The following is a 19,786-nucleotide window of genomic DNA, read 5'->3' as shown; positions in this document are numbered from 1 at the left end:
GGGGTCGTATGAGGATCCGGGTCAGCGGTTCTTCCACCCGAACAGTCGCCCCACGACGGCACGATCGAGCGCGGCGAAAACAGAGAAGACGGCGACGCCGAACAGGGCGGTGAAGATGATCGCGAGGAACAGCGGCTCCATGTTCAGACGCAGCGTGTACGTGCGCAGCAGACCGCCGATGCCCTGCGACCCCTGCTGGAAGAAGAAGTCGCCCACGATCGCTCCGATGACCGACAGTCCCGCGGCGTTGCGCAGCCCCGTGAAGATCGACGGGATCGCCGCGGGCAGCTGGAGTTTGGTGAGCCGTTGCCAGCGGGAGGCCTTGTTGAGGGTGAACAGGTCGTGGGCGGACGGATCGGCCGACTGCAATCCGAACAGGGTGTTGGAGATCATCGGGAAGACCGCGATGATCACGCACACCACGACGCGGGCCGGGATTCCGTAGCCCATCCAAATGCCGATCAGAGGGGTCAACGCCAGGATCGGGATGGTCTGCAGGATCACGGCGTACGGGTAGAGCACCTTCTCGGCGAGGTGCGACTGAGACATGAAGATCGCCCACGACATCCCGATGATCACCGCGATGGCCAGACCGATCAGGGCGACCATGGTCGTCTGCGCGAGCGCGGCAAGCATGGGGCCGATGATCTGCGGGTTGCCGAGCGTCTCGAACAGCACCTCGTGCGGCGGCGGCAGCAGGAAGCGGCGGCTCTCGGTCAGCAGCAGGTACGACACCGCATACCAGATGACGAGGATCCCGACGATCGCCAGGATGATCGGCCCCGCGCTCGATCCGGCCCGACGGAGGGCGGAGGGGCGACCCGCCTGTGCCTGCGGCGGCGGAACCGAGCGCGCGGCGGTCCTCGCGACCGCGGCGGCGGTGAGGGTCTGATCGCTCATGCGTGGGCCTCCAGCGTCTGGGAGAGATGGCCGGCGATGCGGCCGAACTCGGGCGAATACCGCAGCTCCGGCGGGCGCGGGTACTCCCACGGGATCTGGATGTCTTCGACGATGCACCCGGGTCGCCCGCTCATCACCAGCACCCGACTGGAGAGGTAGACCGCCTCGGAGATCGAGTGGGTGATGAACATCGCCGCGAACTGCTTGAGCTGGAATATGCGCTGGAGCTCCGTCTGCATCTTCAGACGGGTGATCTCATCGAGTGCACCGAAGGGCTCGTCGAACAGCGCCAGTTGGGGTTCGGCCACCAGGGCCCGGGCGATTGAGACCCGCATCCGCATCCCGCCCGACAACTCGCGAGGGTGCTGCCCTTCGAAACCACCCAGCCCCACCAGTGCCAAAGCCTCCCGCGCGCGGCGGCTCCGCTCCGCCGACGGCACCCCGGCCAGCTCGCCGACGAGCTCGACGTTCTTCTGGGCGCTGCGCCACTCCAGCAGCGTGGCGTCTTGGAAGACGAAGCTGGTGACGGCTGCATCGACCGCGAGCTCGCCGTGGCTGACGGTGTCGAGCCCGGCTGCCAGGCGCAGAAGGGTCGATTTACCGCACCCGGACGGACCGACCACCGAGACGAACTCGCCGCGCGAAATGCCCATCGACACGCCCGTCAGGGCCCGCGTGCCGGTGGCGAAGTCCTTCGTGACGTCATTGAGGGCCAGGGTGGGCACGGTGGCGGCGGACGCCGGGGTCGCGGTGGTCATACCGTGATCTCCTTCGCGGAGTACGTGTCGATGTCGACGACGGCGGTGGACAGACGGCGGGTGGCGACCACGCGACCCGCGCGCACGACGACCCGATCGGGCGCACGTTCAGCGAGCGCTTCGGCGACAGAGGATGCGCGGACGAGCAGCATGTCGGCGATGTCACCGTGTTCCCCCGCCGCCGGTGGCAGGCCCAGGAGAGACCGGCCTGCCGACGCGACCTGCCACGCCTCGGCGGGTGAGAGGTGACCGGCGATGACGAGGGCGGCGGCCACGTCGACCATGTCGCCGTTGCCCAGCGGGTTGAAGGGGTCCTGCACGTTGTCGCCCCCGGCTGCCAGTGCCACACCCGCCGCGCGGATCGCGTGCAACGGGGGGATCGCCCGCGGCGTGGCGACGTGGTGCTCCCAGCCCTGCAGGTAGAGGTTGGTGAGGGGGTTGGTGATGATGCTGACACCTGCTGCCGCGGCGGTGCCGAGGATCTCGTCCAGCGCCTCGCGCGGTTGGACGGCCAGGCTGACACAGTGCCCGGCCGAACGGGTCCGGTCCGCGGGCCAGTGTGCGGTGATCCGGGACAGGTACACGATGTCCAGCGAGTGAGGATCGAGCGTTTCATCGGTGTGGAGATCGACTCCGATCCCCGCCTCTTCGGCGAGAGCGACGGTGCGGTCCATCTCGGCGACCGGGTCGGGCGAGAGGTGCGGTGCACCACCGAGCAGATCGGCGCCCAGCGCGATCGCTTCGCGGACGAGGGCGCTCTCGTGCAGGTGACCGTGCATCGCGACGACCTGCAGATCGACCAGGCCGGAGAACTCCTCCCGCAGCGCGACGACGGCACGCAGGCCGCGGAGAGGATCGGCACCCTCGTGGAAATTCACGTGGGTGCGCATCGTGGTGACACCGGCACGCAGTGCGGCCATCAGCGCACGGCGTGCGTGTGTGGCGATCTGTCGCTCGGACAGACCTGCGCCGAAGCGCTGCCAGCAGGCGACGGCATCCTCGAGCGAACCGGCGGGGCGACCCGCCATCTCCCACGTGTAGGCCTTGTCGATGTGGGCGTGCATGTCGGCCAGCGGCGGCAGGAGCAGCCATCCGCCGGCATCCACGCCGTCGCTGCCGGCAATGTCATCGACGGCGGTCGAGACCGTACCGTCGACGACGGCCCGATCGCCCGACGCCCCGTCGATGGAAGTGACGTTGCGCAGCACACCGAGTGCCGCACCTGGTGCGAGTGTGTCGGGCGTCGGGAGGGCCATGGCACTCGCTTCCTCGATCGGGGCGGTTTGGGAATTTCTGTTGGCTTGACCAACAATGGCCATTGAACGCCGACCCTGTTTCGACCACCGCCCCCCCGTGTTGCGGGCCTGTTACGGCTCGCGCGACGTGCCGGAGGGACGCGGATCGTCGATTACGGTCGAGCCTCAGACCCACCCCGAGGAGCATCCGTGAGCTATTTCAGCGACGTCGAGAGAGACCTGGTCATCACCGCGCGCACAGAGGTCGCCGATGGCGTCGTCGCCCTCGATCTGGCCTCCCCCAACGGCCGGGACCTGCCCGCATGGACACCGGGATCGCACATCGACGTCATCCTCCCGACGGCGGTGCCCGGCGAGGTCCGAGAGCGGCAGTACTCGCTGTGCTCCGACCCCGCGGAGCGCGGCTCCTGGCGGATCGCCGTGCTCCGCGACGACACCGGCCGCGGCGGCTCCGCCCACGTGCACGAGACGGCCGAGGTCGGGCGACGCATGCGGGTGCGCGGTCCGCGAAACCACTTCCCCTTCCGTGCCGAGCCGGGACAGACGTACCGCTTCGTCGCGGGGGGCATCGGGATCACGCCGATCCACGCGATGGTCGGGGCCGCCGCGGCCGCCGGGGTCGACTGGCATCTCGACTACGCCGGCAGATCCCGCCGCACCATGGCCTTCGTCGATGCGCTCACCGCCGCCCACCCGGACCGTGTCACCGTCCACGCGGCCGACGAAGACGCCCGGATGGATGTCGCGGCCCTCGCCGGGTCCGTCGACGAGGACACCCGGATCTACGCGTGCGGCCCGACGCGACTTCTCGAGGCGCTCGACGACGCGTTCCCCGGCGAGGACGGCACCCGCCTGCACCTCGAGCGCTTCGAAGCGAAGGAGTTCGGCGAGCCGGTGTGGACCGACCCGTTCGAGGTCGAGTTGGCGATGTCCGGGGAGGTCGTGACCGTCGAGCCGGGTCAGTCTGTGCTGGAGGCCGTCATCGAGCAGTCGCCCGAGACGGTCGTGCTCTCCAGCTGCCGGCGCGGCACGTGCGGAACGTGCGAGGTCCCGGTCCTGGAGGGCGAGATCGAACACCGCGACTCGGTGCTCACCCCGGTCGAACGAGAAGACAGCACCGTCATGATGATGTGCGTTTCGCGGGCCGCGTGCCCGCGCATCGTGCTCGACATCTGATCGACTACCGATCCGGCACCGGGCTCACGGCTGGATGCGGGCGTCGAGGTCGTGCACGAGTGACCCCTCGTCGGCGGTGAGCAGCCGCCCCTGCCGGACCACCGCCATCCCCCCGACGAACACGTCTCGCGGCCGGCGCCCGGGAGAGGCCCAGAGCAGACCGGCGACGGGGTCGGCCACCCCCGCGTCGGCGACGCCGGACACGTCCCACACGCACACGTCCGCGCGCGCCCCGCTGCGCAGGTGTCCGATATCCGACCGACCCAGACCCAGCGCGCCGCCTTCGGTGGCCATCCCGAGCGCGGTGCGCGCGGACAGGGGCGCCCCGACGAGTCCCGACACCTGCATCGCCAGGCGCGCATCCGCCAGCAGGTGTCCGGCGTCGTTCGACCCACCGCCGGAAGTACCGAGCCCGACGACGACCCCGGCGGCCTGCAGAGCCGCGACCGGTGCGATGCCCCACCCCATCGGCACGTCGCACCCGGGAGCGTGGGTGGCCGTGATCCCGGCGGCGGCCAGGCGCTCGATCTCGACCTCCGTGACGTCGCACAGGTGCGCGATCGTCACGCCCTCCTCGAGCCATCCCCACTCCTGGAGAAGATCGAGCGGGCGCCGGCCATAGCGGTCCAGGGCGATCTCGGTGTCGACCTGCTCGTTCGCCTGGGTGCGCCGGCGCAGCCCGTGCCGGGAGGCGACCTCACCGAGCCGCCGGAAGGTGTCTTCTGCGTCGGAGTGCACACCGGCGGGTCCGACCGCGATCTGCAGCGTCCCGTCCGGGCTCACTCCCCCGTCATGTGAGCTCCCGAGCAGCCGTTCGACAACCGCCTCGGCGCCCTCTGCCGCGACGATCGCGTCGTCGCGCGCCGTACCCCGGACGAACACGAGCCGCGCACCGAGCCCACGCGCCGCCTCGGCGACGGCTGCGGCGATGTCGGCGACCTCTTGTGCGGGGTCCGGCCCCGGGACGGGCCAGTTGAGCTGGTGGTCGGCCACGGTCGTCACGCCGGCCAGGAGGGACTCCGCAAGGCCCACCGCCGCCGTCCGCGCCGTCAGTGAGGCGTCGATACCTGCAGTGGCATATGCGGCGGCCATCGTCGGCAACCAGTCCCGCATCGGGACCCCGCGCGTGCCGGGCAGGGTGCGGAATCCCGACTGCAACAGGTGATGGTGCGCGTTCACGAGGCCGGCCGTGACGACACACCCCGAGACGTCGACCTCCTCGACCGTGTCCGCCGCGGCGTCCGGATCCGCGGGCGGGTCGACGACGCGCCCGTCCTCGATCCACACGTCACCGGAGTGTTCGGAGCGTCCGTCGACGAGTACCCGTACGGCGCCGCGCAGTCTGAGCATGCCCCGTTGATATCACGCGCACCGTTCCGCGATGTTTCGCGCCCGCCCACGGCGGCCCCCCGACCACTGCGCCGAACGACCCCTTTCGTCGCGAACCACCCCATTCCTCCGGTCGATGAGGGGAAGGCTGGACGACAACGGGGCGGCTCGACGGAGCGTCAGAAGGGATTCGGGGTGAGGGTGTATTTCGTCTGGAGGTACTCGTGGATGCCCTCGACGCCGCCCTCGCGACCGAGGCCGGACATCTTCCACCCGCCGAAGGGGGCTGCCGCGTTGGAGACGACGCCGACATTCAGGCCCATCATCCCGGTCTCGAGGCGTTCGATCATGCGCTGGCCGCGCGCGAGACTCTCGGTGAAGACGTAGGAGACCAGCCCGTATTCGGTGTCGTTGGCCAGCCGCACGGCTTCGTCCTCGTCGTCGAACGGCACGATCGCCAGGACCGGTCCGAAGATCTCCTCGCGCAGGATGTCGCTTCCCGCGGCGACATCGGTGACCACGGTGGGTGCGAAGAAGGTCCCCCGCCCGTCGACGGGCGATCCGCCGGTGCGCACCTCGGCGCCCCGCCGGACCGCGTCGTCGACCAACGCCCGTGCCTTCTCGACGGCACGGTCGTCGATGAGCGGACCGATGGCCACGCCGTCCTCCGTGCCGCGCCCGATGCGCAGTCCTTCGACGCGCTCGGTGACCCGACGCGCGAACTCCTCGGCCACCGATCGGTGCACGATGAAGCGGTTCGCCGCGGTGCACGCCTGCCCGATGTTTCGGAACTTCGCGAGCATCGCCCCATCCACGGCTTTGTCCAGGTCGGCGTCGTCGAAAACCACGAACGGGGCGTTCCCCCCGAGTTCCATGGACGTGCGGAGCACGCCGTGCGCGGCCTGCTCGAGGAGCTTCTGTCCGACCGGGGTCGACCCCGTGAAGGACAGCTTGCGCAGGCGCGGATCGCGGATGATCGGCTCCGAGACCGCACCGCTGGTCGAGGTCGTGATGACGTTGACGACGCCGTCCGGGAGCCCCGCGTCCTGGAGCAGCTTGGCGAACAAGAGCGTCGTCAACGGCGTGAGCTCGGCGGGTTTGACGACCACGGTGCACCCGGCGGCCAGTGCCGGGGCGATCTTGCGCGTGGCCATCGCCAGCGGGAAGTTCCACGGGGTGATGAGATAGCACGGGCCGACCGGATGCTGCGAGACGACCACGCGACCGGTGCCCTCCGGATTGGCCCCGTACCGGCCCGACGCACGCACCGCCTCCTCGCTGAACCAGCGCAGGAACTCCCCGCCGTAGGCGACCTCCCCGCGGGCCTCGGCGACCGGCTTGCCCATCTCGAGGGTCATCAGCAGCGCGAAGTCCTCCTTGCGCTCCTGGAGGAGGTCGAACGCGCGACGCAACAGTTCGCCACGCTCGCGGGCGGGGGTGCGTGACCAGGACTCGAACGCCTCCACCGCGGCGTCCATCGCGGCGGAACCGTCGGAGACGGATGCGTCGGCGATGGTGAGCAGACGCTCTCCGGTGGCCGGGTCGAACACCGGGAGGGTCGCTCCCCCCTCTGCGGCCCGCCACTTTCCGCCGATGAACAGGCCGTCGGGGACATGGGCCAGCAGTGCGCTCTCTCGGTCCTGGGTCATCGTCGGTCCTCCTCCATCGGGGTGCGGTCCCGCCCATTGTGCCCCGCCGCTGCGTACGCGGCGCTATCCATGGCGTACAGCCGTGAGCGCGCACCTGCCCGCGCGGCGATCCCCCTTCGCAGTCCGTGCGTGGCGTCGCCCGCCTCGACGTGGTTGCATGATGCGAGGCGGCGCCGTCTCGAACGCGCCGTCCGGGGAGGCACATATGACCGTCATCACCACCGTCGGCTCCGCCGAGCGGCACCTTCCGGCCGAACGAGCCACGCTGATCGCGCGGGTGTCGGTCTCCCATACCGACCGCGCGACCGCCATCGCCGAGGGGACGGCGTTGCACAACCGCCTCGCCGAACGCGCCGGCGAACTGCACGCCTCCGGAGACGCCACCTGGCACCACGCCTCGACCCTGTCGACCGGCGTCCGTCAATGGGTGGACCACGACGGGACGCCCCATCGCGAGCACGTGACCTCCAGCTCGGTCCAGGTGAAGTTGTCGAACCTGAACCGCGTCGCCGACACGGTCGAACAGCTCAGCGCGATGGGCGCCACGGTGCAGACCTCGTGGAGCCTCACCGAGGCGACCCGCACAGGCGTGACCCGCGAGATCCGCGCCGCAGCCGTGAGCGCCGCGCGCCAGGAAGCCGATGACTTCGCCTCGGCCCTCGGCACGACGATCGCCCGTGTGGCGACCCTCCGCTCCGCAGACGCCGGCGCGGCGCCGATGGCTCTGCGCGGCGCCGCGCCGGCCTCGCACGAGAGCGCCGAGGTCTCGATCCCCGACCTCGCTGTGCGCGTCGAGGTCACCGCCGAATTCGAGACCTCGTGAGCACGGAGGGCGAGGAGCACACGACCCCGCACTCCCGACGGATCGCGGCCCACGACGGTGTGATGGCCGCGCTCGGCATCCGGGTCGAACGTGCCGAGCCCGGATATGCCGTCGCACGCATGCGGGTTCGGCCCGACATGGTCAACGGCGTGGGCGTCACCCACGGCGGAATGATCTTCACGCTCGCGGACACGGTCATCGCGATGGCGAGCAACGACTCGGCGGCGGCGTCGCTGGTCGCCGGCGCGGACGTCGCCTTCCTCAGCCCCTCACACGAGGGCGACGAGCTGGTCGCCGTCGCCGAACGGCGCACGCTCGCCGGTCGCACCGGCCTCTACGACGCGCGGGTCGAGACCGCAGGCCGTGTGGTCGCCGAGGTCCGCGGGCGCGTGCGGATGCCACGGGAGACGCGGTGAGCACGCGGACCCGCCCCACGTGGGAGAGCTACCGGGCATCCATCGGGGACCGATCACCCATGTTCGCCGCCCTGCATGAGCGTTGGGACATCGACCGCGCCCTGTACGCCGGGTCGTACGTGGACCTGTCGCCCTCCACGGCGATCCGCTCCGTGGATTACGTCGATCTCGACGTGCGGGCACGACGCACCTTCGCCGACCGGGAGCGGATCCACGCCGAGCTGGAGGCGCACGATCCGCATCGACCCGACGCGGAGGTCCGGTTCCACCATGCCGACTACCGTGACCCGTTGGACATCGACGACGGCTCGGTCGACCTCGTGATCTCCCTCTACGCCGGGCTCGTCTCCGACCACTGCCGCCGCTATCTCCGACCGGGTGGCCTGCTCCTGGCGAACACCAGTCACGGGGACGCGGCCGTGGTCGCGCTCGACCCCACCTACGACCTCGTCGGCGTGTTCACTCATCGCGACGGCGACTATCGGCTGGTCACCCGGGGTATGGAGGGCTTCCTCGTCCCGAAGGCGACGACGCCGCCCGACGCCGAGGCGATCCGGGCTTCCGGCAGAGGCATCGCGTATACGCGGACCGCCTTCGCGTACGTCTTCCGTGCCCGATGAGAAGGCCCCACCCGGGGCCAGATGATCAGTAGGTCTCCGAAACCAATCGCACGTTGTAATCGGCCACCCGCTGCGGCACGCCCGCGAACATCTCTGCGCGCGCATCCGAGGCGAGATAGGCCTCCTCGCGCGCGGAGAACGCCGCCGCGTCCCCCTCCGCACTCACCGCCCAGACGAACTCGTTCGTCTCCCGGATGCCGTACGCGAACTCGATGGTGAACCCCGCCGCCCGACGCACCTCGGGCATCCACGTGGTGAACCAGTCGACGAAGGCGTCGTACTCCCCGTCGACGAGCGTGTACCGGCGAAGCTGAACAGTCCTCATGCGTCCATCCTGCCCCGCAGTCCCCGTCGGGCGCGCGACCGACCCGCAGGGGACGATGTCAACCCTCCGCACGAAGTCGGTCGGTTGGGCCACACTCGTTCCATGCAGAGAGATGTCTCCGCCCACCTCGCCTTCGACGTCACCGGACCGGCCGACATGGTCTTCGCGATCTCCGTCTCGCGCCACCACACCCCCGACGAGACTCTGTCGGTCACCCTCGACGACGAACCGGTCGCGGTCGACGAGCTGCCGGATGCGCACGGCACACGGCTGCACCGGGTCCGGTGCGGCAGCGGCCGACTCGAGTTGGCGTACACCGCGACGGTCACCGGTTCGGGCGACCCCGACGTCGCGACCGACACCGACCTGGTGACCTACCTGCGCCCGAGCCGCTACGCCGAATCCGATGCCCTTGCCCCCACCGCCCTCGCCGAGTTCGCCGGACTGGGTCGGGGCGCGGCGCTGCTGACGGCGGTGTCCTCGTGGGTCGGTACCCGCCTGGCCTACGAGCCGGGCTCGAGCCTGCCGACGGACGGCGCGGTGCGCACCCTCCTGAACCGTCGCGGGGTGTGCCGCGACTATGCGCACACCTGTGTCGCGCTGCTGCGTGCGCTGGGCGTGCCCGCGCGCCTGGTCGCCGTGTATGCGCCGGGCCTGGATCCGATGGACTTCCACGCCGTCGCGGAGGCGTGGGTCGAAGGCGCCTGGCACGTCGTGGACGCCACCACACTGGCACCCCGGTCGACGTTGCTGCGCGTCGCGACCGGCCGCGACGCGGCCGACACCGCGTTCCTCACCGTCACCCGCGGGGGCGCGGCGCTGGCCTCGATGAACGTGACCGCCACAGCCGACGGTCTGCCCGACGACGACCTCGACCGGCTCGTGTCCCTGACCTGACGACGCGCTGCGCCGACGTGCAGATCGGGCGTTCGGCATGCCAGGCTGGTGTCATGAAGACCTGGGTCGTGCGCCTACTCACGCTGTGGGCGTTCAACGTCATCGTGCTGCTCGTCATCGCCCTGGTGATGGACCAGGTCGTCGCGGTCGGTTGGAGCGCCCCCTGGGCGGCGCTCCTGCTCACGGCGGCGACCGTGTGGTTGCGGCCGGTCATGCGACGGTTCTTCCAGAAGCGCGCGGCGGGGTCGGTCCACAAGCGCACCAAGGTCGGTGAGAAGGTCCTCCAGCTGGGCATCGTCCTGCTGGTCGCGCTGATCGTCTGGGTCGCGGTCGTCCTGCTGTCGGGGGTGAACACCAGCGGGTGGATCTCGTGGTGGGTCTTCCCGCCGGTCATCCTGGCGGTCGCGTGGGCGATCTGGGACGCCATCGCCGCACGCGTGGAGGCCAAGGGCCAGGAGCTCTACGTCAAGGCCCTCGGCGGCCCCGCGTCGCCCGACGCCAAGCCCTGAACATTCGTCGCGGAACCACCCGCATCCGCCGAGACCTCGGCGGATGCGGGTGGACGCGGCGAAACGGGGTGGATTCGGCGGGGTGGACGTAGAGGTCAGGCCAGCGAACGCTCGGCGGCCTCGACGACGTTGGTCATGAGGAGCGCGACGGTCATCGGCCCCACTCCCCCGGGATTGGGCGAGAGGTATCCGGCGACCTCGGCCACATCCGGATGCACGTCGCCGAAGACGATGCTCTTCCCGGTGTCGGGGTCGGTCTCGCGGGTGACACCGACGTCGAGCACGGCGGCGCCGGGCTTGACGTCTTCGGCCCTCACCATGTGCGCGACCCCGGCGGCCGCCACGATCACGTCCGCCTGCCTCAGGTGATGCGCCAGGTCGACGGTGCCCGTGTGGGTGAGGGTCACGGTCGCATTGATCTCGCGACGGGTCAGCAGCAGCCCGATCGAGCGCCCGATGGTCACGCCGCGGCCGACGACCACGACGTCTTTGCCGTTCAGGTCGTAGCCGTTCCGCTGCAGCAGCTCGATGACACCGCGGGGGGTGCACGGGAGCGGCGTCGTGATCGGCGCGTTCACGTTCAGCACGAGTCGACCGAGGTTGACGGGGTGCAGACCGTCGGCGTCCTTGGCCGGATCGATCCGTTCGAGCACGGCGTCGGTGTCGATGTGTGCGGGCAGCGGCAGCTGCACGATGTAGCCGTGGCAGGCCGGGTCGGCGTTGAGCTCGTCGATCAGCGCCTCGACGTCGGCCTGTGTGGCATCGGCGGGCAGTTCACGCTGGATGGAGTTCATCCCGATCGCTTCGCTCGCGCGGTGCTTCATGCCGACGTACAGCTGCGACGCCGGGTCGGCTCCGACGAGCACCGTGGCGATTCCGGGCACGACGCCCTTCTCGGCGAGCGTGGCCACCCGAGCCCGCAGTTCGTCTTTGATCGCCGCGGATGCGGCCTTTCCGTCCAGTTTCGTCGCGGTCATGACGCTCCCTCTCGGATCGATAAACCCCTTCCGCCCCGAGACATCAGGCGTTGCGCGGTGTCTCGGGGCAGAAGTGGTGTGTCGGATGTCGCTTGTCCGGCGCTTACTGCTGCAGCTCGGGGTAGAGCGGGAAGGCCGCGGTGAGGGCCCCGACGCGGGCGCGCAACGCGTCCACGTCGGCGCCGGGCTGGAGGGCGAGCGCGATCACGTCGGCGACCTCGGTGAACTCGGCGTCGCCGAAGCCTCGGGTCGCGAGCGCCGGGGTGCCGATGCGCAGACCCGAGGTGACCATCGGCGGGCGCGGGTCGTTGGGCACCGCGTTGCGGTTGACGGTGATGTGGATCTCATGGAGGAGGTCCTCGGCCTGCTTGCCGTCGATCTCCGCCTCACGCAGGTCGACGAGCACGAGGTGGACGTCGGTGCCGCCGGAGCGGATCGCGATGCCCGCGTTCGCGACGTCCTCGCGGGTGAGGCGCTCGGCGATGATCGCGGCGCCGCGGAGGGTGCGCTCCTGCCGGTCCCGGAATTCGGGCGTGCCGGCGAGCTTGAAGGCGGTGGCCTTCGCCGCGATCACGTGCATGAGCGGACCGCCCTGCTGACCGGGGAACACCGCCGTGTTGATCTTCTTGGCGATGTCGGCGTCGTTGGTGAGGATGAAGCCCGAGCGGGGGCCGCCGATCGTCTTGTGCACCGTGGAGGACACGACGTGCGCGTGCGGCACGGGTGAGGGGTGCACGCCGGCGGCGACGAGTCCCGCGAAGTGCGCCATGTCGACCCACAGGTAGGCGCCGACCTCGTCGGCGATCTCGCGGAAGCGTGCGAAGTCGAGCTGACGGGGGTATGCCGACCACCCGGCGATGATGACCTTGGGCCGGTGCTCGAGGGCGAGGCGGTGCACCTCGTCCATGTCGATGATGCTCGTCTCGGGGTCGACGCCGTAGGCGACGATGTCGTAGAGACGCCCCGAGAAATTGATCTTCATGCCGTGGGTGAGGTGCCCGCCCTGATCGAGGGCGAGGCCGAGGATGGTGTCGCCGGGACGGGCGATGGCATGGAGCACCGCGGCGTTCGCGGTGGCGCCCGAGTGGGGCTGGACGTTGGCGAACTCGGCCCCGAACAGGTCCTTCGCGCGGGCGATCGCGAGCTCTTCGGCGACGTCGACCTCTTCGCAGCCGCCGTAATAGCGGCGCCCGGGGTAGCCCTCGGCGTACTTATTGGTGAGCACCGATCCCTGCGACTGGAGCACGGAGACGGGGACGAAGTTCTCCGAGGCGATCATCTCGAGGTAGCCGCGCTGGCGCTCGGCCTCACGCTCGAGCACCTCGGCGATCTCGGGGTCGACCTCGGCGAGCGGGGCCGTGAAGAATGAGTCGGTCATGGCGTTCTCCTTGCAGACGGGATCGGGATTCCGAGCGGTTGATCGGCCCAGGCGTGCGGTCGACGTGCCATGCGGTCGCTTCCCGGTGGTAGCCCACCTCAACGCCAGTCGCGACGTCTCGAGCATATCGGATGACGTGCACCGCAGAGTTTGTTAGGTTTCCTTACATGACCCTGCCGCTGGTGCCGTACCCGCTGTCCGTCACCGAGCACGACGCCCCGGCGTTCCGGCTCGACGACGGGGTCGGCATCACCGGCGACGACACCTGCGCCGAGCAGCTGCGTCGCGCACTCGCGACCGTCACCGCCGGTACCCTCGGCCACGGCGAGGGCATCCGGCTCGAGATCATCGCCGGCGGCCCCGCGGAGTCCGCCACGATCGAGGTGTCCTCCGCGGGTGTGGTGGTCACCGGCGCCGATGCGGCGGGCCTGTTCTACGGCGTGCACACGCTGGTGCAGCTCGTGCGACGCGACACCGAGGGCTGGAGCATCCCGGCCGTCTCGATCTCGGACCGCCCGCGCTTCTCCTACCGCGGCGTCATGCTCGACGTGGCCCGCCACTTCTTCGACGTCGAGACGGTGTGCGGCTGGATCGACCGGGCCGCGGCGCTCAAGGTCAACCACCTGCACCTGCACCTCAGCGACGACCAGGGCTGGCGGATCGCGCTGGCCTCCCGACCCGGGCTCACCGAAAAGGCTGCGGCCACCGCGATCGGCCCCGACGACGGCGGCCACTACACCGCCGACGACTACGCGCACATCGTCGCCCACGCCGCCTCGCGGCACATGACCGTCGTCCCCGAGCTCGACATGCCCGGACACACCCATGCGGTGGGTCTGGCCTATCCGGAGGTGGTGGAGCACCCCGTGATCACCGACGAGGTGCGAGCGGCGGCCGAGGAGTTCGGTGGCGGGCTCCCCCGGACCGGGGTGCCCTACCGCGGCCTCGCCGTCGGTTTCTCGTCGCTGCGCATCTCGGACCCGGAGACCGATCGATTCGTCCGCGATGTGTTCACCGACCTCGCCGCCCTCACCCCGGGCCCCTATCTGCACCTCGGCGGCGACGAGGCCCTCGGAACGGATCCGGCGCGGTTCGCGTCGTTCATCGCCCGCGCGACCGAGATCATCACCGGCCTCGGCAAGACCCCGATCGCGTGGCATGAAGCCGGCGCCGCAGCCGGGCTCGCAGCCGGCACCATCGGGCAGTACTGGGGGTTCGTCACACCGACCGACGGGATGGACGCCACCGCCCGCCGCTTCGTCGCCGGGGGCGGGTCACTCATCCTCTCCCCCTCCGATGCGGTCTACCTCGACATGAAACCCGAGCCCGAATTCCCGCTCGGGCTCACCTGGGCCAACGGTCACACGAGCGTGCGTCGCGCCTACACCTGGGAGCCCTCGTCGGTGATCGAGGGGATCGCCGAGGAGGACATCCTCGGTGTGGAAGCACCGCTGTGGACCGAGACGGCGCGCACCGCCGCCGACATCGACGCGCTGGCGTTCCCGCGGCTGGCCGCGGCCGCCGAAGCGGCCTGGTCGCCGGCGACGGACACCTGCACCGAACGCACGTGGGAGTCCTTCCGCACCCGGGTCGGCGCGCAGGGCCCGCGGTGGAGGGCACAGGGCATCCACTTCCACGCCTCGGAGGAGATCCCATGGGCATGACCGTCATCCACTCGGCACGCCTGGTCACCGCCGCCACCGACACCCCGGACGCGTGGGTGCGCTTCGACGGTGCCCGGGTCGCCGAGGTCGGCAGCGGCGACACGTGGCGAGACGGGACGGATGCCGCCGCAGACGTCGTCGACGCCGCCGCGGTCGCCGGCGACGACGCCGTCCTCACGCCGGGCTTCATCGACCTGCACGGTCACGGCGGCGCCGGTGCCTCCTACGACGACGGCGCGGACGCGATCCGCCGAGGCCGGGCCTTGCATCGCGCGCACGGCACCACGCGGGCCCTCATCTCGCTCGTCACGGCGTCGATCGACGATCTCGCCGCGCGCGCCGCGGTCGTCGCCGACGTCGCGGCGACCGACGCGGACGTCCTCGGCTCGCACCTTGAGGGCCCCTTCCTCGATCCGGCACACAGAGGCGCCCACGACGGGCGTCTGCTCGTCGACCCGACGCCCGAGTCCGTCGACCGTCTCCTCGCAGCCGGCCGGGGCACCGTGCGACAGGTGACCCTGGCGCCCGAGCGGCCGGGCGCGACCGCGGCGATCGCACGCCTGCGTGCGGCCGGCACCGTCCCGGCGGTCGGACACACCTCCGCGGACTACGACCAGGCCCGCGCCGCCTTCGACGCCGGCGCGGGCATCCTGACCCACGCCTTCAACGCCATGCCCGCTCTGCACCATCGCGCGCCCGGGCCGGTCGCGGCGGCGGCGGCCACCCCCGGGGTCACGCTCGAGGTCATCGCCGACGGCGTTCACCTGCACCCCGAGACCGTCCGCATCGCCTTCGCCGCCGCCCCGGGACGCATCGCACTGGTCACCGACGCGATGGCCGCGGCGGGCCACCCCGACGGTCGGTACATCCTCGGCGGGCTGGAGGTCGACGTCGAGGTCGGAGTCGCACGCCTGCATGGCGGGACGCGCGCGATCGCGGGGTCGACGCTGACGCAGGACACCGCGCTGCGGCGGTGCGTGGCGGCCGGTGTCACCCTGCCCGACGCGGTGCGCGCCCTCACCTCGACACCGGCGCGCACCCTGGGGCGGCACGACCTCGGAGACCTTCGGATCGGGATGCTCGCCGATGCGGTCCTCCTGACCGGAGATCTGCGCGTGCGTCAGGTCTGGACGGCGGGCGCCCGCACCCCGGGGGCAGCCGACGACGCGGCGTAGAATCGCAGAATGCCCGAGAACGCCTCCCCCTCAACGGCCGCGCCCGCAGCCCCCGCGCCGGGCACGCGCGCGCCCCTGACCGCGCTGGACATCCTCGCCTTCGTGTGTGAGCTGTTCGCCCTCGGCTCCCTCGCCCTGTGGGGCTTCGCGGCCTTCGCCCTGCCGTGGAACATCGTCGTCGGCATCGGCGCCCCCGCCCTCGCCCTGCTCATCTGGGCCCTGTTCGTGTCGCCGCGCGCCGTGTTCGCGGTTCACCCCTTCGTCCGCGGCGTCGTCGAGCTGCTGGTCTACCTGTCGGCCACGATCGTCTGGTGGAGCCTGGGCTACGCCTGGATCGGGATCGTGTTCGCCGTCGTCGCCGTCACCACCGGCGTGTTCGTCGGACGCCGCCGCTTCTCGTGACCGACGCCCTCGAGGTCGTCTCCCGTCTCGCCGAGGTGCTCGGCGACCGCGTCGACGTCTCCTTCGACGCGCGCCGTGCCGCGCGCGCCGACAAGTCCGGCCACGCCGCCGCGGGGCTGCCGATCGCCGTGGTCCACGCCGAATCGGTCGAGGACGTGCAGGCCACCCTCCGCGTGGCGACCGCGACCCGGACCCCCGTCGTCACCCGCGGCGCGGGAACCGGCCTGGCCGGGGCCGCGAACGCCGGCGACGGGGAGATCGCGCTGTCGCTGCGGGGAATGGACCGCGTCCTCGAGGTCCGTCCCGACGACCTGCTGGCGGTCGTGGAGCCGGGCATCCTGAACGCAGTTCTGAACGAGCGCCTCGCCGAGCACGGGCTGTGGTGGGCGCCCGATCCGGCCAGCCGCGCGATCTCGACCGTCGGCGGGAACATCGCCACGGGTGCCGGCGGACTGCTGTGCGCGAAGTACGGCGCCGTGCGCGACGCCGTCCTCGCCCTGGATGTCGTCCTGGCCGACGGGCGCCTGCTCCGCGTGGGGCACCGCACTGTCAAGGGCGTCACGGGACTCGACCTCACCTCGCTCCTGATCGGGTCCGAAGGCACGCTCGGGGTCATCGTGGGAGCGACCCTGAAACTGCGGCGGATCATCCCGGGCGAGACGTGCACGATCGCCGCGACCTTCACCGGCGTTCGGGATGCCGCCGCGGCCGCTGCCGCCGTGACCGCCACCGGTGCGCAACCGGCCATCATGGAACTGCTGGATGCGGCGTCGTTGGCCGCCATCCACGCGCACCTGGGGCTCGACGCGCCGCCGCCCGGCACCGCGCAGGTGACCGTGCAGACCGACGGCGCCACGGCCGCCGACGATGCCGCCGTGATCGCGCGGGTGCTCACCGGGTCGGGAGGCCGCGTCGCGATCACCCGCGATCCGACCGAGGGGGAACGACTCCTCGCCGTCCGACGGGCCTTCCACGGCGCGATGGAACGCCTCGGTACGACCCTGATCGAAGACGTCTCCGTGCCCCGCTCCGCCCTTCCGGCCATGTTCGACGAGATCAGCCGCATCGAACGCGAGTACGGCCTGGTCATCCCGACCGTCGCACACGCCGGGGACGGCAATCTGCATCCCAACTTCGTCTTCGAGGCCGAACCCGACTCCGCAGGAGTGGTGGAGGTTCCGCCGCGGGTGTGGGAAGCCGCCGACGCCCTGTTCCGTGCGGCGCTGGCCCTCGGCGGCACCCTCACCGGCGAGCACGGTGTGGGCACGCTCAAGAGCCGATGGCTGGCGGACGAGCTCGGCGACGATCAGTGGGAGATCCAACGCCGGATCACGGGGGTGTTCGATCCGGACGGGATCCTGAACCCCGGGAAGGTGTTCCTCCGGTGAGGGCCACGATCCACGTTTCGGCCGCCGTCGTCGTCTCGGACGATGCGCGCACCCTCGTGGTGCGCAAGCGCGGGGCACGGGTCTTCCAGCAGCCGGGCGGCAAGCCCGATCCGGGCGAGGACGCCCTCGCGGCCGTCGTACGCGAGGTGGCGGAGGAGACCGGGATCGTCGCCGCCCCCGGAGACTTCGTCCCGCTCGGACGCTTCACCGACGCGGCGGCCAACGAACCCGGGCACGAGGTCGTCGCAGACGCGTTCCTGTTGCGGGTCGGCCCCGCCGAGGCGACGGCCTCCGGCGAGATCGAGGAGTTGCGCTGGCTCACCGAGGACGACGTGCCCGACACGCCGCTGGCGAATCTGAGCCGCAACCACCTCATCCGTTTCGCCTGGCGCTGACACCCCACACCGAGCCGCGTCGACGGCGAGGTCAGAGGCGCTGCCAGGCGGGCTTGTTCGCGTACGTGTAGCGGTAGTAATCGGCGTGCACCAGGCGACCGGCGGCCGGCTCGTCGACGACGACGGTCACGTGGGGATGCAATTGGATCGCCGATCCCGGCAGCGACGCGGTCACGGGGCCCTCGACTGCGGCGGCGACCGCAGCGGCCTTGCCCGCCCCGAAGGCCAGGAGCACCAGGTGACGCGCGCGCAGGATCGTGCCCAGACCTTGCGTGATGCAGTGCCGGGGCACCTCGTCGATCGAGTCGAAGAAGCGCGCGTTGTCCCGGCGGGTCTGCTCGGTGAGGGTCTTCACCCGCGTGAGGGAGGCGAAGGAGGACCCGGGCTCGTTGAAGCCGATGTGGCCGTCGGTGCCGATGCCGAGCAGCTGGAGGTCGACGCCACCGGCCGCACCGATCGCCGCCTCGTAATCGGCACCCGCATGCTCGATGCCCGACAGGCTCCCGTCGGGCACGTGCACGCGGTCGGGGTCGAGCCCCAGCGGGGAGACCACCTCGCGGGAGATCACCGACCGATAGCTCTCGGGGTGGTCGGGGGCGAGGCCGACGTACTCGTCGAGCGCGAACCCACGCATCCGCGACAGATCGGTGGCGGACCTGCGTGCGCGCAGCGCCTCGTAGACCGGCAACGGCGTCGAGCCGGTCGCGAGACCCAGGACCGCGTCCGGCCTGCCCGCGACGAGGTCGGCGATCGCCTCGGCGACGAGCTCGCCTGCGTCGCGGGCGTCGGGGACGATGATCACTTCAGCCATGTGCGAGGACCTCCTCGGTGGTGCGTCCTACCAGCGCGGCGCCGAGAGCGGCCGCCGGCGACCCCGCCGGAAGCAACGTGGCGCGCTCACGCAGGCGGAGCGATCGGATGAACGCGGAGGCTTCGGCCCCCGCCTCGAGCTCGGCGGCGACGGGCGTGGTGAGGCGGTCGCCGAGGGCGCTGAGTCCGCCGCCGATGACGACCGTGTCGACATCTGCGGTGAGCACGAGCACCCGGATGGCCGAGGCCACACCCCGGGCGAGATCATCGCGCAGGGCCACGGCGAGCGCGTCGCCGGCGTCTGCGGCGTCGAAGACGTCGCGCACCGGGAGCGCACCGGGGCGTCCCCACCGCTCGGCGACGGCACCACCGCCGGCGAGGGCCTCGATGCAGCCGCGTTGACCGCAGCGGCACGGCGGCCCGGCGGGATCGATGGAGATGTGTCCGACCTCCCCCGCGCTCCCGCCGGCGCCACGCCACACCTGCCCTTCCACGACGATCCCCGCCGCGACACCCGTGCCGAGGTTCAGGTAGGCCATCGTCCCCGAGCCCGAGCCGTGCAGGGCGTGGGCGCCGAGCGCGGCGGCTTTGACGTCGTTCTCGACGCGCACCGGAATCCCGAGGATCGGCTCGAGCGTTCGGGTGACGTCGAGTTCGCGCACCCCGAGGTTCACCGCGTGCGCGACGCGGGTCGATCCGGGGGCGACCTGCCCGGGCATGCCGACACCGACCGAGCGGATGTCCTCGCGGGCGATCCCCGCCTCACCGCAGACCAGGTCGACCGCACGGGCGATCGTGGCACCGACGGCGTCGACGCCCCAACCGGTCGCCAGCCTCGTGCGGGCGAGGATGTGTACGTCGTCGTCGATGATCACGGCGTCGGTCTTGGTGCCTCCGACATCCAGCCCGACCCTCATCGGCCGCTCTCCCGGCGGGAGG

Annotated in this window: 21 protein-coding genes and 1 riboswitch; of the genes, 11 read left to right on the top strand and 10 right to left on the bottom strand. The window is 71.1% G+C overall.

Annotation, left to right across the window (positions count from 1 at the left end; all coding sequences use genetic code 11):
• Positions 1-21 precede the first annotated feature (21 nt).
• The 3 genes from ABD204_RS07895 to ABD204_RS07885 are packed head-to-tail and all read right to left on the bottom strand — an operon-like array spanning position 22 to position 2,914.
• Entirely contained in the window at positions 22-900 is an 879-nt protein-coding gene (locus tag ABD204_RS07895) for an ABC transporter permease (protein WP_194424078.1), read from the bottom strand.
• Positions 897-1,658: an ABC transporter ATP-binding protein gene (locus tag ABD204_RS07890; protein ID WP_194424077.1), complete on the bottom strand. Its 762-nt coding sequence runs from the start codon at positions 1,656-1,658 to the stop codon at positions 897-899. The genes ABD204_RS07895 and ABD204_RS07890 overlap by 4 nt, the downstream gene beginning before the upstream one ends.
• Positions 1,655-2,914: an amidohydrolase family protein gene (locus ABD204_RS07885; protein ID WP_194424076.1), complete on the bottom strand. Its 1,260-nt coding sequence runs from the start codon at positions 2,912-2,914 to the stop codon at positions 1,655-1,657. Before ABD204_RS07885 ends, ABD204_RS07890 begins: the two co-directional genes overlap by 4 nt.
• Before the next feature lie 189 nt (positions 2,915-3,103).
• Between ABD204_RS07885 and ABD204_RS07880 the strand changes: the two genes are divergently transcribed.
• A complete protein-coding gene (locus ABD204_RS07880; protein WP_194424075.1) occupies positions 3,104-4,090 on the top strand; it encodes a PDR/VanB family oxidoreductase in 987 nt (328 codons plus the stop codon).
• 24 nt (positions 4,091-4,114) lie between these two features.
• Here ABD204_RS07880 and ABD204_RS07875 read toward each other — a convergent pair whose 3' ends face one another.
• Positions 4,115-5,440, bottom strand: a complete 1,326-nt coding sequence (locus tag ABD204_RS07875; RefSeq protein ID WP_194424074.1) for an amidohydrolase family protein — start codon at positions 5,438-5,440, stop codon at positions 4,115-4,117.
• Positions 5,441-5,598: 158 nt separating this feature from the next.
• Complete coding sequence (locus ABD204_RS07870) at positions 5,599-7,068, bottom strand: NAD-dependent succinate-semialdehyde dehydrogenase (protein WP_194424073.1); 1,470 nt, start codon at positions 7,066-7,068, stop codon at positions 5,599-5,601.
• A 205-nt stretch (positions 7,069-7,273) separates the two neighbouring features.
• Between ABD204_RS07870 and ABD204_RS07865 the strand changes: the two genes are divergently transcribed.
• From ABD204_RS07865 to ABD204_RS07855, 3 genes are read left to right on the top strand one after another with little or no spacing between them, the layout of a single operon-like run.
• A complete protein-coding gene (locus tag ABD204_RS07865) occupies positions 7,274-7,891 on the top strand; it encodes an SIMPL domain-containing protein (RefSeq protein WP_194424072.1) in 618 nt (205 codons plus the stop codon).
• Positions 7,888-8,307, top strand: coding sequence for a hotdog fold thioesterase (locus tag ABD204_RS07860; protein WP_322597548.1), 420 nt, complete (start codon positions 7,888-7,890; stop codon positions 8,305-8,307). The genes ABD204_RS07865 and ABD204_RS07860 overlap by 4 nt, the downstream gene beginning before the upstream one ends.
• Entirely contained in the window at positions 8,304-8,927 is a 624-nt protein-coding gene (locus tag ABD204_RS07855; RefSeq protein ID WP_194424071.1) for a class I SAM-dependent methyltransferase, read from the top strand. The genes ABD204_RS07860 and ABD204_RS07855 overlap by 4 nt, the downstream gene beginning before the upstream one ends.
• Positions 8,928-8,952: 25 nt before the next feature.
• Here ABD204_RS07855 and ABD204_RS07850 read toward each other — a convergent pair whose 3' ends face one another.
• The gene (locus tag ABD204_RS07850; protein ID WP_194424070.1) at positions 8,953-9,252 is read right to left on the bottom strand and encodes a hypothetical protein; all 300 of its coding nucleotides are present in this window, start codon (positions 9,250-9,252) and stop codon (positions 8,953-8,955) included.
• Positions 9,253-9,354: 102 nt separating this feature from the next.
• On the opposite strand from ABD204_RS07850, the gene ABD204_RS07845 reads away from it, so the two are divergent.
• Positions 9,355-10,149 (top strand): transglutaminase-like domain-containing protein, encoded by a 795-nt coding sequence (locus tag ABD204_RS07845; protein ID WP_194424069.1) that lies wholly within the window; start codon positions 9,355-9,357, stop codon positions 10,147-10,149.
• A gap of 53 nt (positions 10,150-10,202) precedes the next feature.
• On the top strand, positions 10,203-10,658 hold the full coding sequence (locus tag ABD204_RS07840; RefSeq protein WP_194424068.1) for a hypothetical protein: 456 nt from the start codon (positions 10,203-10,205) through the stop codon (positions 10,656-10,658).
• 95 nt (positions 10,659-10,753) lie between these two features.
• Here ABD204_RS07840 and ABD204_RS07835 read toward each other — a convergent pair whose 3' ends face one another.
• Positions 10,754-11,635, bottom strand: coding sequence for a bifunctional methylenetetrahydrofolate dehydrogenase/methenyltetrahydrofolate cyclohydrolase (locus ABD204_RS07835; protein ID WP_194424067.1), 882 nt, complete (start codon positions 11,633-11,635; stop codon positions 10,754-10,756).
• Between the two features lie 103 nt (positions 11,636-11,738).
• Complete coding sequence (gene glyA, locus ABD204_RS07830) at positions 11,739-13,013, bottom strand: serine hydroxymethyltransferase (RefSeq protein WP_194424066.1); 1,275 nt, start codon at positions 13,011-13,013, stop codon at positions 11,739-11,741.
• Positions 13,014-13,051: 38 nt separating this feature from the next.
• Positions 13,052-13,135, bottom strand: a riboswitch (ZMP/ZTP riboswitch).
• A gap of 45 nt (positions 13,136-13,180) precedes the next feature.
• Here glyA and ABD204_RS07825 point away from each other — a divergent pair.
• From ABD204_RS07825 to ABD204_RS07805, 5 genes are read left to right on the top strand one after another with little or no spacing between them, the layout of a single operon-like run.
• Entirely contained in the window at positions 13,181-14,677 is a 1,497-nt protein-coding gene (locus tag ABD204_RS07825) for a family 20 glycosylhydrolase (RefSeq protein WP_194424065.1), read from the top strand.
• The gene (locus ABD204_RS07820; protein WP_409263980.1) at positions 14,668-15,852 is read left to right on the top strand and encodes an N-acetylglucosamine-6-phosphate deacetylase; all 1,185 of its coding nucleotides are present in this window, start codon (positions 14,668-14,670) and stop codon (positions 15,850-15,852) included. Before ABD204_RS07825 ends, ABD204_RS07820 begins: the two co-directional genes overlap by 10 nt.
• A 9-nt stretch (positions 15,853-15,861) precedes the next feature.
• Positions 15,862-16,254, top strand: a complete 393-nt coding sequence (locus ABD204_RS07815; protein ID WP_194424064.1) for a YrdB family protein — start codon at positions 15,862-15,864, stop codon at positions 16,252-16,254.
• On the top strand, positions 16,251-17,642 hold the full coding sequence (locus ABD204_RS07810; protein ID WP_194424063.1) for an FAD-binding oxidoreductase: 1,392 nt from the start codon (positions 16,251-16,253) through the stop codon (positions 17,640-17,642). Before ABD204_RS07815 ends, ABD204_RS07810 begins: the two co-directional genes overlap by 4 nt.
• Positions 17,639-18,037 (top strand): NUDIX hydrolase, encoded by a 399-nt coding sequence (locus tag ABD204_RS07805; RefSeq protein ID WP_322597547.1) that lies wholly within the window; start codon positions 17,639-17,641, stop codon positions 18,035-18,037. Before ABD204_RS07810 ends, ABD204_RS07805 begins: the two co-directional genes overlap by 4 nt.
• 31 nt (positions 18,038-18,068) lie before the next feature.
• Here the strand turns inward: ABD204_RS07805 and ABD204_RS07800 are convergent, their stop codons facing one another.
• Positions 18,069-18,848: a glucosamine-6-phosphate deaminase gene (locus tag ABD204_RS07800; RefSeq protein ID WP_194424061.1), complete on the bottom strand. Its 780-nt coding sequence runs from the start codon at positions 18,846-18,848 to the stop codon at positions 18,069-18,071.
• A complete protein-coding gene (locus tag ABD204_RS07795; RefSeq protein ID WP_194424060.1) occupies positions 18,841-19,764 on the bottom strand; it encodes an ROK family protein in 924 nt (307 codons plus the stop codon). The genes ABD204_RS07800 and ABD204_RS07795 overlap by 8 nt, the downstream gene beginning before the upstream one ends.
• Positions 19,765-19,786: the final 22 nt, after the last annotated feature.

The sequence above is a fragment of the Microbacterium aquimaris genome (assembly GCF_039531285.1).
Taxonomy (GTDB): Bacteria; Actinomycetota; Actinomycetes; order Actinomycetales; family Microbacteriaceae; genus Microbacterium; species Microbacterium aquimaris.
Note: the sequence above shows the minus strand (reverse complement) of the source record. Positions and strands in the feature narration are given on the sequence as shown.

What these genes read in the sequence shown, in the direction of transcription:
- ABD204_RS07885 (WP_194424076.1), bottom strand. Translation starts at nt 2,914, where the DNA reads ATGGCCCTCCCGACGCCCGACACACTCGCACCAGGTGCGGCACTCGGT.
- ABD204_RS07850 (WP_194424070.1), bottom strand. Translation starts at nt 9,252, where the DNA reads ATGAGGACTGTTCAGCTTCGCCGGTACACGCTCGTCGACGGGGAGTAC.
- ABD204_RS07815 (WP_194424064.1), top strand. Translation starts at nt 15,862, where the DNA reads ATGCCCGAGAACGCCTCCCCCTCAACGGCCGCGCCCGCAGCCCCCGCG.
- ABD204_RS07890 (WP_194424077.1), bottom strand. Translation starts at nt 1,658, where the DNA reads ATGACCACCGCGACCCCGGCGTCCGCCGCCACCGTGCCCACCCTGGCC.
- ABD204_RS07870 (WP_194424073.1), bottom strand. Translation starts at nt 7,068, where the DNA reads ATGACCCAGGACCGAGAGAGCGCACTGCTGGCCCATGTCCCCGACGGC.
- ABD204_RS07835 (WP_194424067.1), bottom strand. Translation starts at nt 11,635, where the DNA reads ATGACCGCGACGAAACTGGACGGAAAGGCCGCATCCGCGGCGATCAAA.
- ABD204_RS07825 (WP_194424065.1), top strand. Translation starts at nt 13,181, where the DNA reads ATGACCCTGCCGCTGGTGCCGTACCCGCTGTCCGTCACCGAGCACGAC.
- ABD204_RS07795 (WP_194424060.1), bottom strand. Translation starts at nt 19,764, where the DNA reads ATGAGGGTCGGGCTGGATGTCGGAGGCACCAAGACCGACGCCGTGATC.
- ABD204_RS07895 (WP_194424078.1), bottom strand. Translation starts at nt 900, where the DNA reads ATGAGCGATCAGACCCTCACCGCCGCCGCGGTCGCGAGGACCGCCGCG.
- ABD204_RS07865 (WP_194424072.1), top strand. Translation starts at nt 7,274, where the DNA reads ATGACCGTCATCACCACCGTCGGCTCCGCCGAGCGGCACCTTCCGGCC.
- ABD204_RS07800 (WP_194424061.1), bottom strand. Translation starts at nt 18,848, where the DNA reads ATGGCTGAAGTGATCATCGTCCCCGACGCCCGCGACGCAGGCGAGCTC.
- ABD204_RS07820 (WP_409263980.1), top strand. Translation starts at nt 14,668, where the DNA reads ATGGGCATGACCGTCATCCACTCGGCACGCCTGGTCACCGCCGCCACC.
- ABD204_RS07875 (WP_194424074.1), bottom strand. Translation starts at nt 5,440, where the DNA reads ATGCTCAGACTGCGCGGCGCCGTACGGGTACTCGTCGACGGACGCTCC.
- ABD204_RS07840 (WP_194424068.1), top strand. Translation starts at nt 10,203, where the DNA reads ATGAAGACCTGGGTCGTGCGCCTACTCACGCTGTGGGCGTTCAACGTC.
- ABD204_RS07845 (WP_194424069.1), top strand. Translation starts at nt 9,355, where the DNA reads ATGCAGAGAGATGTCTCCGCCCACCTCGCCTTCGACGTCACCGGACCG.
- glyA (WP_194424066.1), bottom strand. Translation starts at nt 13,013, where the DNA reads ATGACCGACTCATTCTTCACGGCCCCGCTCGCCGAGGTCGACCCCGAG.